Source organism: Paenibacillus sp. FSL M7-0896 (genome assembly GCF_037975415.1).
GTDB lineage: Bacteria > Bacillota > Bacilli > Paenibacillales > Paenibacillaceae > Paenibacillus_AQ > Paenibacillus_AQ silagei.
This window is the reverse complement of sequence record NZ_CP150250.1, coordinates 4,164,729-4,177,970: the sequence shown is the minus strand read 5'-3', so window position 1 is coordinate 4,177,970 and position 13,242 is coordinate 4,164,729. Positions and strand designations below refer to the sequence as shown.

The window sequence follows — 13,242 nt, the reverse complement described above, 5'->3', positions numbered from 1 at the left end:
ATAAGTACTTTTTTGAAAAATTCGCAGGAATATTTGGGGCTTTCATGTTCTTTGCTTTGTTCTTGACCACTTTTAAATCATATTGGATTAAGCCGCCTAAATTCATTCGAAAAGGTAATGATGAAGTAAGTGACTTTCTTAGCATCTTTAATCACTCCACATATCTATATGGACTAACTATATTTACATTTTTTCTTACTTTGACTCTTAATGGACTCCTGATGACAATCTCTCAATTCATAATCGGGGTAAGTTTTGATTGGCAAGCAATATTTTATAATCTACTATTTTTATCTATGTCATTGTTTACAATATTCTATTTTATGTTTCATATTTCGAAAGATAATATTACGATAAAACAAGCAAAAGCAAGAATTTCTTTTTATTTATTATGCTCTGGATGTATAACTGCCGGATTATTTGGAACATCATTTAAATTAGCGCTTACCCCATTTCTAACATATGTGGGTATTGGATATCTCTGTTTGAGATATTTTATTGATAAAATTGATAGTGAAACAAAAGAGTCTGTATAAATTCGTATAACTTAGTATTTTAGCTGAGTGGCTAGCAGTTTCCTTAGTTTGCAGAAGAGTATGAAGCCTTTTTGTAATGAACTCAGAATTCAATTTTTTACATGATTTATGAAAACGGAGATTTAAAACTTTTAAACGGCAAATTTATAACAATCACCTCACAAAAAAGGACACTAACAAGGATTAGTGTCTTTTGACATTTCTATGGGTAATACTAACAATGGCATACTTAGAACAAGGAGGCTACTTTTATGGCACTCAAAGAAGGCCAATATACTAATCGACTTATGAACGAAAAATCGCCCTACCTGCTCCAACACGCCCACAACCCCGTGGATTGGTATCCATGGGGAGAGGAGGCTTTTGCCAAAGCGCAGGCGGAGAACAAGCCGATCTTTTTATCCGTCGGCTATTCGACCTGCCATTGGTGTCACGTAATGGAACGAGAATCCTTCGAGGACGCCGAAGTCGCGGAGCTTCTCAACAATCACTACGTAGCGATCAAAGTAGATCGCGAGGAGCGGCCGGATATTGATGCGCTGTATATGTCGGTGTGTCAGGCGCTGACGGGGAGTGGGGGGTGGCCGCTGACGGTGCTGCTGACGCCGGAGAAGAAGCCGTTCTATGCCGGGACGTATTTCCCCAAACGGCAGATGTTCGGACGGATCGGGCTGATGGATGTGCTGGAGCAGATTCATACGAAGTGGGAGCAGGACGGTGAAGCACTGGATAAGCTGGGCGACGACCTGCTGGCGGAGCTGCATACGTTAGACCGCAAGAATGCGTATAACCCGGAAGCCGCAGGCGGGATTCCTGGTGCAGAACTGCTGCATGAAGGGTATGAGCTGTACCGGCGGCAGTTCGATGAGGAGTACGGCGGGTTCGGCAATGCGCCGAAGTTCCCTTCGCCGCATAATTTGTCTTTCCTGCTGGCGTACAGCCAGCTGCATGATCAGCCGGAAGCGCTGCGGATGGTGGAGCATACGCTGGAGTCCATGTACAAGGGCGGCATGTACGACCATGTGGGCTTTGGCTTCGCCCGGTATTCCACGGACCGGGAATGGCTGGTGCCGCATTTTGAGAAAATGCTCTACGATAACGCTCTCCTGGCGAATGTCTATCTGGAAGCCTTCCAGCTTACGGGGAAGCCGCTGTATGCGGAGATTGCTGAGCAGATCTTCACGTATGTGCTGCGCGATATGACTTCGCCGGAAGGCGCTTTCTACTCTGCGGAGGATGCCGATTCCGAAGGGGTGGAAGGCAAGTTCTATGTCTTCTCCCGTGAGGAGATTGAGGAAGCGCTTGGGCTGGAGGATATGCATTCCTACTGCAATGTGTACGGGATTACGCCGGAGGGCAACTTCGAAGGGGAAAATATTCCGAATCTCCTTCACGGTCTGCCGGAAGAGATTGCGGAGCGTATGGGCATGAATCCGCTTGGTCTGCGGACCCGGATGGAGGAATGGCGTACGAAGCTGTTCGAGTACCGGGAGCATAGGATTCATCCGCTTAAGGATGACAAGGTGCTGACCTCGTGGAACGGGCTGATGATTGCTGCGCTGGCCCTGGGAGCCAAAGCCCTCCAGAAGCCGGAATATGCCAAGGCCGCCGAACGTGCAGCGGACTTCATCTGGGACAAGCTGCGGCGTGAAGATGGACGGCTGCTGGCCCGTTACCGTGACGGGGAGTCGGCGATTCCGGCGTATGTGGATGATTATGCTTTCCTGATCTGGGGATTAAGCGAATTATATGAAGCTACAGGGCAAGCGGTCTATCTGGAGCGGGCGCTGGTGCTGAAGGACGGACTCTTGGAGCTGTTCCATGATCCGGAAGGTGGTGGGTTCTTCTTCACCGGTCATGACGGGGAGAAGCTGCCGGTCCGCTCGAAGGAATTGTATGACGGGGCGATTCCGTCCGGGAATTCGGTGGCGGCGAAGCTTTTGTGGAAGCTGTCGGTTATTACCCAGGATATGGAGTTAAAAGAGATTGCGGAGCGCACCGCTGCGGTGCTTGCTTCCGCTGCTTCAGAGTATCCGCCAGGGTATGCGATGTATTTGCAGGCCCATCTGGGGATGGTCTCCGGCGGCAGAGAATGGGTCCTCTCCGGCAAAAAAGAAGATCCCGCGCTGCACGCCATGCTCTCCCAGGTTCAGCAGACCTATCTGCCGGACGCAGCACTCATCGTCAACTGGGAAGGGGACAGCGGAGAGATGCTCCGTCTGCTGCCGCATCTGGCGGACAAACCGGCGATCCGGGGCGAAGCGACGGCTTATGTCTGCCGTAACTTCGCCTGCCGGGCCCCGCTTACGAATAAGGAAGCGGTCCGGGAGCTGCTGGCTTCCGGCAGCCGTGAGGAGTAGTTCATATACGAAGAGCAGCCCGGAGTCCGGGCTGCTCTTTGCCATACCTTATTGGACGAAGGGTGCATAGAACGAATCCGCAGGTATCGCTTGCGCGGCTTTAACCATGTATTCTCTCATGTCTGAGAGGACCTGTTTGCCTGGCCAGTGGTCCGGCAGCAGCTCATCCGGGAGATAGGGGTCAGCCATGAACAGTCCACTTAACTCCTCGCCCATTTGCAAATATAGCAGAAACAGCTGTAACGGTTGCCCCGCCTGAAGGGTATCCGCTAATCGCGGAGCGAATTCTTCCTTCAGCCAGACTGCTTTCTTCCGGTATAAGGCTTCGATGTCGTTCAGGTGCCAGATGGCCTGTGCTTTGAGCGGTGTAATCATACCTTCCTGAAATTGGCCTTGCAGGATGGACACCTTGCCATCCAGCTCCAGCTTCTGGATCTGGGCTGTGACTTCGTCCTGATAGTTCCACGGTGAGATGTACACACTGTTATATAAAAGCCCGTAACCCAGCTGCCCGAGTGCTGAGCGGAACAGGTCGCGCTTCTTGCGTTCGGATTCGGGAACCTCCAGCATCACCACATCCCAGGTATGGTCCCACTGCTCCTGATAACGGGCAGGCTTGCTGTTAATCGCCTTAATGTAGGCGAGGCCCTCGGCAGTGACGTTATACCAGGAGCGTGCCGGGGATGCGATATAGCCCTCTTTTTTCAAGCGGGACAGGGCATTGCGGATATAGGTGGAGGTGTACCCCCTTTGTTCATAGATCTCGACAATCTGCTGGGCGCCCATCTGCTTCACCTTAGATAACAGAAACAGCATTGTTTTCTCAACGGACAGCAACTTCTTCACACCTCTCTTGACAGCTGGCAGGAATAGATATATCATAAAAAACAACGAACGTAATTATTTATGTTATATTCGTCAATCGCACTGCTGGATTTTGATTTAGAGCAACTTGGTGTCATTGTATCGTAAACCTTGGGTTTTTGCACGATGCATTCCTTAGGACCTATTGAAATCTAATCAAGAAGAGGAGAGGAATTCTATGAAAATTACCTACCACGGCCATTCCTGTGTTCAAATTGAGGTGAACGGCAAATCGTTGATCATCGACCCATTCATTAGTGGTAACTCTGCGGCGGTGACGAAGGTAGAGGATATTAAGACAGATGCTGTTCTGCTGACTCATGCCCATATGGATCATATCCTGGACGCTCTGCCGATTGCCGAGCAGAATCAGGCGGTGGTTGTAGCCAACGTGGAACTGGCGGGCCATCTGGGGGGCCAGGGAGCGAAAAAGACCATCGGGATGAACATTGGAGGGGCGGTGGACCTTGGTTTTGCCAAGGCGACGATGATTCATGCCTTCCACACCTCAAGCATCACGCTGGAGGATGGACAGAGGATCTATGGCGGAACCCCGGCGGGTTTCATTATTGAGGCGGACGGACACACGGTGCTGCATGCAGGGGATACAGGGCTGTTCGGTGACTTGAAAATGTTCGGGGAGCTGTATGAGATCGACCTCGCGATCCTGCCAATCGGCGGACATTTCACCATGGGACCGGAGCATGCGCTTATCGCGGCGAAGTGGCTGGGCGCAAGACAGGTGCTTCCGGTTCACTATAATACCTTCCCGCCGATCAAGCAGGATGCCGGGGCCTTCGTTCAGGCGCTGGAGGAGGCGGGGATCAGAGGTTCGGCACTTGCATATGGTGAGACGCTGGAGCTGTAGAGCTTCTTTCGCACACGCACCTACGCCTGCGAATCAACACAGGACTGCCCCATGAAGCTATTTCTTCTCGGGCAGTCCTGTTCTGGCTGTGCGGAAAATCTACCCGGCGAACCCCGCCAGCTCCCGGTTGAACCGGTCCCGCTCGTCATAGAATAATCCGTGGCCGCTGTTCTCAAAGGGAATAAGGACCGAATTCCTAATCCCTTGATGCTGCGCCTCTGCGAGCGGGAAGAAGCACACCTGATCATGAACACCGTGCATAATCAGCGTAGGCACCTGGATCCGGGGGAGATCATCGAACAGCTCTTCGGCCAGCCAGGCGTTGGAGACTGCGATGGTGGACCAGCTTGCCGCCTCCAGCCCTAACAGGAAGAACCAGTCCGAGAACGGCTGTGATACCGGCTGATAGAAGAAAATATCGCCGAAATCATGCAGCATCTTGGGCCGGTCCTTGTAGGTGGACTGGATAATCTGCTCTATAGCTTCTCTGGTCGTGCCATAAGGGAAGCCCGGCCGCTGAATCAGACTGGGGGCTGCCGAAGCGAATAAGGCCAGCTTGGAGACACCATATCCCTTGTGCCGGGCCATATACCGGATCGCTACAGCTCCGCCGGTAGAGTGCCCGCTGAGTGTAATATTGTGCAGTCCCAAGGCGCCGATCACACAGCGGATATCATCTGCGAGACGGTTGTAATCGTACCCGTCAAGCGGTTTGTCAGACCGGCCGAAGCCTCTCATATCCATTCCAATGCAGCGGTAGCCCATGGGTACCAGCTGATTGTACTGGTATTCGAACATCTGGTGATTTGCTGGCCAGCCGTGAATGAAGAGTATCGTTTTGGTGCCAAGCGGGTTAAGATCATTCACATACACCTTCACATTCGGCTCTACTCTAATCCAATGTTCCATTTCGCATCCCTCAATTCTCTGTTATTGATTTGTATAGTTGAAATATGTTATTCATTGGAATAGGGAAAATGCCTAGAATATGGTCTGAGGGATTCGCAGCAGCCTGATGAGCAGCAGATCGTTCCTTGGAGAGGGGAATCATAACTATGAATAATGTTCTGAGCGGTATCCGCTGGCAAGAGCAGGGCGCAGATAGTGAACGGCTGCTGGCAAGGCTGGAGGAGGCGGCCGTTACCCCGATGAAGGGTGGACTGGAAGCTGAGGTGTGCGGCATTACACTGCCGGATAGGAAGCTTGTACTGAAAATATGGAACCGCGAGTCCCGGCCGGACGTCTCGATCCAGTATCAAGTGCTGGAGCAGATGCTCCGGCAGGGCTGCGCGGTCTCACAGCCGTATGCCTGGGGTCTAGATGCTAAGGACCATCAGGTGCTGTTAACCAGCTTCGATGGTATGCCTGTCAAGAAGGTAAATGCCGCCAGCCTTACAGCTATAGCGGCTAATCTGCTTGATGTACATAAGCTAGAGATCAATTCATCCAGCGGCTTGAAGGTACCCGCTTATGATTTCGCAGATTACTTCTTCCCTGCCTGGGCGGAGCAGCCGGAGATCCGAACGCTGGCGCAGGAGCTGGCGGAGCGGGGCAAGCTGACTGCCCACCAGCTGATTCATGGTGATTATCATCTGGGCAATATTCTGGAGGCCGCAGGGGCATTTACCATCATAGACTGGACGAATGTTCAGCTTGGCGATCCAAGGTATGATATAGCGTGGTCTATTCTGCTCTTTAGAGTGTATTTGGCGGAGCGGAATGCCAGCATCTACCGGGCAGCCTATGCCGCCAACAGCAGGTATAGCCCGGCAGAGCTGGAGCTGTTCGAGGCATTGGCTGCCCTACGCTGGCTTCAGCTGTACCGGACTACGGGTGTCCCGATTCAGCGGAACACGCTGAAGACGATCCGGGCGCTAATATGGGAGAACCGGTATATGCCGGATAGTCTGTCTGAATCCTTGTAGCGGGATACCAGCTTGGATATTACCAGCCCTAACAAGCTCACCGTTCTCCGGCCGGCTAGTGCAAGCAGAAACGGCTACGCCATCCTCTTAAGGACGGCGTAGCCGTTTGTGTCTGCATGATAACAAAGGTTGCGGGAAGCCCGCTAGCTGGGGGAATTGTGCCTCCATAGAATGCGAAGCATGTCAGTCGTTAAGCTGCTTAATTCTTACGTTCCGGGTTCTGCGGCTTCACGCGGGCGGGCCGGGTGACCCAGTTGCTGCGGTTCATCGGCTTGACGGTATCAATCCGCTCGTTAATTACCTCGGCGCTGTGGTCCTCTGACGCAGCGGTCTCGGCAACACCCTCGGATTCAACGGCAGCCGGGGCTTTCTTGGACAGGCCGGCACCATTATGCTTACCCCGGTTCCATACTCTATTCTTGCTCATCCTGGTACACTCCATTTCTGTATGCTTATGCTTCAACCATAACATAAGTAGGACTAAGCATAAAAGTCCGATTTTGACAAGTTATAAATTGTACTATTGGTATGCTTGAATGCTGTCTATACTAGTATAGAATTGAAAGGAGAGCATTCTGATGCCCATCAAGATAATTACGGATAGCGGTTCGGATCTACCCCCTGAATACACGAAGCAGTATGACATCTCCATTGTTCATTTGCCGGTCCATTTCGGCCATGAACTGATGCCGGATGATATGAATGCGAAGGATTTCTATGACAAAATGCATCAATCGAAGGAATTGCCGACGACTGCAAGCCCGAGTCCGCAGACCTTCCTGGACAGCTTCAAGCAAGTGGAAGCAGGCACTGACATTCTGGTCATTTGCATGTCCTCCAATATTAGCAGTACTTATCAGACCGCAATGATTGCCAAGGAGATGTACGAGGAAGAAGGACATCCGAATGCGATTGAAATTATAGATTCTAAGCTGTTCTCCGGCGGCTTGACCCTGATTGTCGCTATGGCGGCCAAATGGTCACTTACCGCAGCAAGTCTGGCTGAGTTGAAGGACAGAGTGTTGAAGAAGGTCGAAGAGACGACTGCGTACTTCACGCTGGATACCCTCGAGAATGTGATCAAGGGCGGACGGCTGAGCCGGATCTCCGGCGCTGTGGCTTCCGTGCTGAACATCAAGCTGCTGCTGAAGATTAGCGACGAGGGTATTGTTGAAGTGGTCGAGAAGACGCGCGGACTGCCCAAGGCGCTGACTCATCTGCTGGCCAAGCTGGATCAGAAGCAGCATGATTATGAGCAGGCGGTAATCGCCATTGTGCATAGCAATTGTGAGACGCTGGCGCTGGAGATCAAGCGGCGTATTCTGGAGAAGCATCCCTTCAAGGAGGTTCTGCTGTCCACGATGGGACCTGTGATGGGAACCTATGCCGGGCAGGGCGGAATCGGAGTGGCTTTTTAAGCGTTATGAACGCACAGCACTTTAAAGTATTGATAACAGCCGTATACCGGACTTTCCGGGTACGGCTGTTTGCTCTGCGTATGCGGATCGAATGAACGGGGGGAGCAGGCTAGGCACACCGGACTGGGCAGGTGCATAGTATGAAGCAAATCCATTTACACGGAGGTCATGCACTTATGTCGACAACTTCTTCCGGCACGCAATCGCCGGTGATCTATCAGGCAGACCCGGCGGTGGTCCAGCATCTGAACGGGGTCCGCGATTCGCTTCACCAGTCCTGTAAGCCGTATCTGAATCACCAAGTGCAGGTGCAGACCCTTGACGGTCAGATGCATGAGGGCACGCTTGCCGGTATGGACAGTAAGAATATGTACCTGGTTGTAACCATAGCCACAGATATGGGCCGCGGATATTACAATCCTTATTACAAGCCCTATCCAGGTCCGGGGTATCCGGGCCCAGGCTACCCATATCCCGGTACGGTGAACAGCAATGTGATTATGCCGCTGGTCTTGTTCGAGCTGCTGACGATTTCGTTACTCTAAGCCAGGCTCATAGCCTGGGTCATTATCGAAGCTACAGCCCCACGTTGTGGGGTTGTTTTGTATGATCTACTACGCTCAAGGAGAGGGCTGAACGGCTTCAACGAGACCTTGGGCCAATTGCACACGTGAAAATAATCATGGAACCGCATTCATGAAAGCGCTATAATTTAAAAGAGTCTATCAAATCAAAGGGGAAACACAATGAGCAAAGGAAGAATGTTCTACGGCATCTTTATTCCTATATTAATCCTTGGCGTGGGACTGGTGGTCGGCTTCGGAAGCTATATCTACATCAGTACCATCGATTCAGTGGTCGGGCGGTTCTCCAGCAGCAAGCAGAGCTATATCGAGCAGATCAAGAACAATCTGGAGCACAAAATCCAAACGATAGAATACGCGTTCAATACCTATAGCACCACCAGCTCTTTTCAGGAGGTCGTGACCCATCCCATTACCGAGCAAGACTTCATCGCCTACCGGAATGTGAACTCACAGCTGAATTATATCGCCTCCATGGCGGCTGAAGGGACGGAATATTCGCTGATCAGTCTGGTGCAGAACTGGCAGATCCTGAATGAGAAGCTCAGCAATCTCAGTGCCGGGGAGGTTCAGCAGCTCCGGGAGCAATATATTGAGAATCAGGAGCAGAGCCTCTTCTGGATGAAGACGGACAAAGGCATCCGCTTCGTGAATACACTGCCGGTATTCTCCACTAAGAAACAGGCGATTGCCTTATCCGACATTTCATTACATACCCTTAATGCCACGATAAGCAGCGGGGAAGACGCAGCCGTATACATTTTGAACAAGCATGGTGAACTGATGTATGAATCTGATCCTGGTAATGTGCTGTTAGCCCCGGAGCAGTTCGGCCAGCTTGCCGGGACAATCAATTCCATGGAGGACAAGGGGACGGTTCAGCAGGAGATCTCCGGCCGCGACAGTCTCAAGCTTATCTATGCCAAGTCCTCGTATAATAACTGGATCTATCTGACCGTGCTGGATCAGGCGGAGATTACCCGCTCCCTGGAGATGACCAAGTTCGGGATCTCCGCGATGGGGCTGCTGTTGATTCTCCTGATCTGGGTGGTGGCTTATATGATCTCTCAATATTTCACCAAGCCGATTGAGCAGCTTAAGCGCAGTCTGCCCGTTATTCCGCAGGTGAACTCCAGGAATGAGCTGGAATATATCCGGCATTCAATTGATACGATTATGTCGGAGAAGGCTTCGCTTGAGAGTCTGATCGAATCGGAAATGCCCCGGCTGGAGACGCAGCTGATCCTTAATCTGTTCCGCAGCCGCGTCTCGGCGGAGGAGCTGGAGCAGAGTCTGCTCCGGTTCGGGTATAACCTGTCAGAGAAGCACCGTTATGCGGCGATGCTGATTCAGCTGGACAGTCTGGGCGGGCGGGAGGCCTCGGACAAGGATGTCCTGCTGCTTGCCGTCAATAAGATGGTGGAGGAACTGATCCCAGCACAACAGCGATTACAGCCTATTATCCTGAACGATGATACCCAGGCTACGATCCTGACCTTCGCCGGGACCAGTGATGCCGGGATGAATAAGGAAGTGACGGATTATGCGGCAGCTCTGCTGAAGGCGGTGCGCGATTATCTGAAGGTGTCGATCAGCATCGGCATCAGCAACTTTTACAGCAATCTGTTAGAGAGTAAGGAAGCCGGGGAGATGAGCAAGCAGGCCCTGCATCAGCGGCTGAATCTGGGCAAGGAATCGATTATTTTCTATGAGGATATCTCCAAGGTCGTCTCCGGTCCGGTGTCGCTGCATTATCCGGCAGAGCTGGAGACGCAATTGTTCAATGCCATCCGGCTGGGGGACAAGGAGCAGGTTACGGCTGCGCTCTATCCATTCCTGGCAGAGCTGATGGGCAAGAACAAGAGCACGCTGAAATTCGAGGTCATGCTGGTGCGGCTCGTGAATAATCTGATCCAGCTGGAGCAGCATCTGGGAGTTAGTGTCCTGTTGACCCAGGATAACAATAAGCTGTATCACCGCCTGCTGGATATCCGCAATCCCGAAGAGATGGAGCGGATGCTGGTGCAGGAGGTTATTTACCCCATGATGTACAGCATGAAGGACAAGACCAGCCAGCAGTTCCGCTGTCTCTCGGATAAGATCACCGACATTGTGCATGCGGAATATGACCGTGAGCTTACGCTGGAGGGGATCGGCGAGCGGCTTCATTACAATCCGAATTATCTAAGCAGCATCTTCAAAAAAGAGTACGGCACCGCCTTCAGCGAATACCTCATGAACTACCGCCTGGAGATGGCGAAACGGTGGCTGACGGAGACGGAGATGACGATCAGGGAGATTGCCGAGCGGCTGCAGTATCATAATCCGCAGAATTTCATCCGCTCCTTCCGCAAGAAGGAGCAGGTTACGCCTGGCGCTTACCGGAAGCTGAAGCAGGGGGAGCAGCAGATATTTTAGCAGGAATAGGGGCTTGGTTCAGGAGAGAGCTTGGATCAGGGGTTCATGCACAAACGGTACCGTCCTTGCTTCAAGGCGGTACCGTTTCTGTATATGTTCTAAAGTTCCGGTAGTTTCGGATGGATGCTGAACAGCGGGCCCATCAGCCTTTGACTGCTCCGAGCAGGGCGCCCTTGGTGAAATGCTTCTGGACAAAAGGATAAGCGGCCAGCATCGGCACAGTGGCGATGACAATGACCGCCATTTTGATCGTCTGGGCCGGCGGCACAATATCGACCGAGGTTCCCTCGGCCTGCATCCCGCTGGAGACAATGACGATCTGGCGCAGCAGCACCTGGATCGGCCATTTTGCCGAATCATTCATATAGAGGATCGCGTTCATGTACGTATTCCAGTAAGCAACCGCATAGAACAGGGAGATGGTGGCGATGGAAGGCAGGGCCAGCGGCAGCATGATCCGCATGAAGATCCCGAAGTCATTGCTCCCGTCGATCTTGGCCGACTCCTCCAGACTGTCAGGCAGCGCCTGGAAGAAGTTGCGCATGATAATCATGTTGAAGGCATTGACGGCAACCGGGAAGATCAGGGACCCGTACGAGTTGATCAGGCCGACGCTTTTGACGACCAGGAAGGTGGGGATCATTCCGCCGCTGAACAGCATGGAGAAGACGACGATGAAATTAATGGTATTGCGGGCAGGCAGGTATCTCCTGGACAAGCCGTAGGCCATCAGCGCGGTAAGCAGCATACTGACTACGGTTCCTGCAACAGTGACACCCACGGATACCCCGAGTCCCCGGAAGATGGTAGGCGTTGAGAGAATATAGCGGTACGCATCCAGTGAGAAAGTAGTCGGGAATAAGATGAACCGCTTGGCCATGACCTCCTGGGTGGTAGCGAAGGAGCTGGCAATGATATTGATGAAGGGCAATAAGCAGACAAGCGCAATCAGAACGAGTATGGCTGTATTAACGAAGGTGAAGATCCTTCCGCCGACCGATTCTTTTCTACGTGAGCTATGGTTCATTCTGTGATCCTCCTCGGTTTTCAGTACCTCTTCACTGTAACAAGGAGCAGAAATTACGTATATAATCAGGGCATGAGGTGTTCGCAGACTTGCCTTGTGCAGCCCCCTCTCCGGAGATAATCATTAGCCTAGGCAGGTAATCCTCAGAGGAGATCTGATCGTCCTTAACCCCGCAGCCACGCGGGTTCTGTAAACGCTATCACATAATGATTATATACGTAATGTAAGAAATTTCTTACGCTGAGACCGTAACAGGAACGAGCAAAGGAGGCTGACATGTGAAAGCAACAAGCATCACCGCAACACCAAATCTGACTATCGAAAAGGGGAAAGGCGCACGCGCACTTACGGCTCTGAACAAATACAAGCTGCTGTATCTGATGATCCTGCCCGGGCTGCTGTATTTCATCATCTTCAAATATCTGCCCATGGGCGGGCTGATCATTGCATTCCAGAATTATCAGCCGTTCCAGGGAATTACCGGGAGTGAGTGGGTCGGCCTGAAGCATTTCATCCGTCTATTTACGGAGCCTACGTTCATGCAGCTGCTGCGCAACACCCTGATTCTGTTTGCCATGAACATTGTGATCTTCTTCCCGCTGCCGATTATTGTAGCCTTGATGCTGAACGAGTTGAAGGGACGCTATCTCAAGAACTGGATTCAGACGATTATCTACATCCCGCACTTCATGTCCTGGGTTATTATTGTCTCTATTACGTATGTGTTCCTGACGGTGGATGGCGGGGTCATCAATGAGCTGATCGCAAGTCTCGGCGGCAACAAAATCAGCTTCCTCACCTCTTCGGAGTGGCTGCGGACGATCTATATCCTGCAGATTATCTGGAAGGAGCTGGGGTGGTCGACCATTATCTATCTGGCAGCTATTACTGTAGTGGATCCGCAGCTCTATGAAGCCTCCGAGATGGACGGGGCAAGCCGTCTGCGCAAGACCTGGCATGTTACACTGCCTGCGATCCGTCCCGTGATTATTACCCTGCTTATTCTCAAAATCGGCAGCACGCTGGATCTCGGCTTCGAACATATGTATCTGCTGCTGAATTCGCTGAACCGCAGTGTCGCCGAGATTTTCGATACCTATATCTATACGGCGGGCCTCAAGAACGGGCAATTAAGCTTCAGCACTACGATAGGCTTGTTCAAGGGCGTTGTCGGGTTAATTCTCGTGATGCTCTCCAATAAGCTGGCCAAGAAGATGGGCGAAGACGGCGTGTATTAAGGCT

11 protein-coding genes are annotated in these 13,242 nt (G+C 51.9%); 7 read left to right on the top strand and 4 right to left on the bottom strand.

Annotation, left to right across the window (positions count from 1 at the left end; all coding sequences use genetic code 11):
- Positions 1–787: 787 nt before the first annotated feature.
- Positions 788–2,896 carry a thioredoxin domain-containing protein gene (locus MKY12_RS17970; protein WP_339310192.1) on the top strand — a complete coding sequence of 703 codons (2,109 nt, stop codon included), beginning with the start codon at positions 788–790 and terminating at the stop codon, positions 2,894–2,896.
- A 48-nt stretch (positions 2,897–2,944) separates the two neighbouring features.
- Here MKY12_RS17970 and MKY12_RS17965 read toward each other — a convergent pair whose 3' ends face one another.
- Positions 2,945–3,712, bottom strand: coding sequence for a PaaX family transcriptional regulator C-terminal domain-containing protein (locus MKY12_RS17965; protein WP_339310190.1), 768 nt, complete (start codon positions 3,710–3,712; stop codon positions 2,945–2,947).
- Positions 3,713–3,938: 226 nt separating this feature from the next.
- Between MKY12_RS17965 and MKY12_RS17960 the strand changes: the two genes are divergently transcribed.
- Positions 3,939–4,628 carry a metal-dependent hydrolase gene (locus MKY12_RS17960; protein ID WP_339310188.1) on the top strand — a complete coding sequence of 230 codons (690 nt, stop codon included), beginning with the start codon at positions 3,939–3,941 and terminating at the stop codon, positions 4,626–4,628.
- A gap of 99 nt (positions 4,629–4,727) precedes the next feature.
- On the opposite strand, the gene MKY12_RS17955 is transcribed toward MKY12_RS17960, so the two are convergent.
- A complete protein-coding gene (locus tag MKY12_RS17955) occupies positions 4,728–5,537 on the bottom strand; it encodes an alpha/beta hydrolase (RefSeq protein WP_339310186.1) in 810 nt (269 codons plus the stop codon).
- A 146-nt stretch (positions 5,538–5,683) separates the two neighbouring features.
- Between MKY12_RS17955 and MKY12_RS17950 the strand changes: the two genes are divergently transcribed.
- Positions 5,684–6,553, top strand: coding sequence for an aminoglycoside phosphotransferase family protein (locus tag MKY12_RS17950; RefSeq protein ID WP_339310184.1), 870 nt, complete (start codon positions 5,684–5,686; stop codon positions 6,551–6,553).
- Between the two features lie 199 nt (positions 6,554–6,752).
- Here MKY12_RS17950 and MKY12_RS17945 read toward each other — a convergent pair whose 3' ends face one another.
- Positions 6,753–6,980, bottom strand: coding sequence for a hypothetical protein (locus tag MKY12_RS17945; protein ID WP_209869398.1), 228 nt, complete (start codon positions 6,978–6,980; stop codon positions 6,753–6,755).
- A gap of 151 nt (positions 6,981–7,131) precedes the next feature.
- Here MKY12_RS17945 and MKY12_RS17940 point away from each other — a divergent pair, with 151 nt between their 5' ends.
- The 3 genes from MKY12_RS17940 to MKY12_RS17930 all read left to right on the top strand — a co-directional run bounded on the left by MKY12_RS17940 (position 7,132) and on the right by MKY12_RS17930 (position 10,973).
- Positions 7,132–7,971: a DegV family protein gene (locus MKY12_RS17940; RefSeq protein WP_339310183.1), complete on the top strand. Its 840-nt coding sequence runs from the start codon at positions 7,132–7,134 to the stop codon at positions 7,969–7,971.
- 176 nt (positions 7,972–8,147) lie between these two features.
- On the top strand, positions 8,148–8,516 hold the full coding sequence (locus MKY12_RS17935; protein ID WP_339249073.1) for a hypothetical protein: 369 nt from the start codon (positions 8,148–8,150) through the stop codon (positions 8,514–8,516).
- Between the two features lie 201 nt (positions 8,517–8,717).
- Positions 8,718–10,973, top strand: coding sequence for a helix-turn-helix domain-containing protein (locus tag MKY12_RS17930; protein WP_339310182.1), 2,256 nt, complete (start codon positions 8,718–8,720; stop codon positions 10,971–10,973).
- Positions 10,974–11,115: 142 nt separating this feature from the next.
- Here the strand turns inward: MKY12_RS17930 and MKY12_RS17925 are convergent, their stop codons facing one another.
- Positions 11,116–12,000 (bottom strand): carbohydrate ABC transporter permease, encoded by an 885-nt coding sequence (locus MKY12_RS17925; protein WP_339249071.1) that lies wholly within the window; start codon positions 11,998–12,000, stop codon positions 11,116–11,118.
- 278 nt (positions 12,001–12,278) lie between these two features.
- On the opposite strand from MKY12_RS17925, the gene MKY12_RS17920 reads away from it, so the two are divergent.
- Positions 12,279–13,238, top strand: coding sequence for a sugar ABC transporter permease (locus MKY12_RS17920; RefSeq protein ID WP_036733537.1), 960 nt, complete (start codon positions 12,279–12,281; stop codon positions 13,236–13,238).
- Positions 13,239–13,242 lie beyond the last annotated feature (4 nt).

Bases quoted from the DNA above. Each gene is read 5' to 3' on its own strand.
- MKY12_RS17970 (WP_339310192.1), top strand. From the start codon at position 788: ATGGCACTCAAAGAAGGCCAATATACTAATCGACTTATGAACGAAAAA.
- MKY12_RS17945 (WP_209869398.1), bottom strand. From the start codon at position 6,980: ATGAGCAAGAATAGAGTATGGAACCGGGGTAAGCATAATGGTGCCGGC.
- MKY12_RS17960 (WP_339310188.1), top strand. From the start codon at position 3,939: ATGAAAATTACCTACCACGGCCATTCCTGTGTTCAAATTGAGGTGAAC.
- MKY12_RS17955 (WP_339310186.1), bottom strand. From the start codon at position 5,537: ATGGAACATTGGATTAGAGTAGAGCCGAATGTGAAGGTGTATGTGAAT.
- MKY12_RS17925 (WP_339249071.1), bottom strand. From the start codon at position 12,000: ATGAACCATAGCTCACGTAGAAAAGAATCGGTCGGCGGAAGGATCTTC.
- MKY12_RS17930 (WP_339310182.1), top strand. From the start codon at position 8,718: ATGAGCAAAGGAAGAATGTTCTACGGCATCTTTATTCCTATATTAATC.
- MKY12_RS17950 (WP_339310184.1), top strand. From the start codon at position 5,684: ATGAATAATGTTCTGAGCGGTATCCGCTGGCAAGAGCAGGGCGCAGAT.
- MKY12_RS17965 (WP_339310190.1), bottom strand. From the start codon at position 3,712: ATGCTGTTTCTGTTATCTAAGGTGAAGCAGATGGGCGCCCAGCAGATT.
- MKY12_RS17940 (WP_339310183.1), top strand. From the start codon at position 7,132: ATGCCCATCAAGATAATTACGGATAGCGGTTCGGATCTACCCCCTGAA.
- MKY12_RS17935 (WP_339249073.1), top strand. From the start codon at position 8,148: ATGTCGACAACTTCTTCCGGCACGCAATCGCCGGTGATCTATCAGGCA.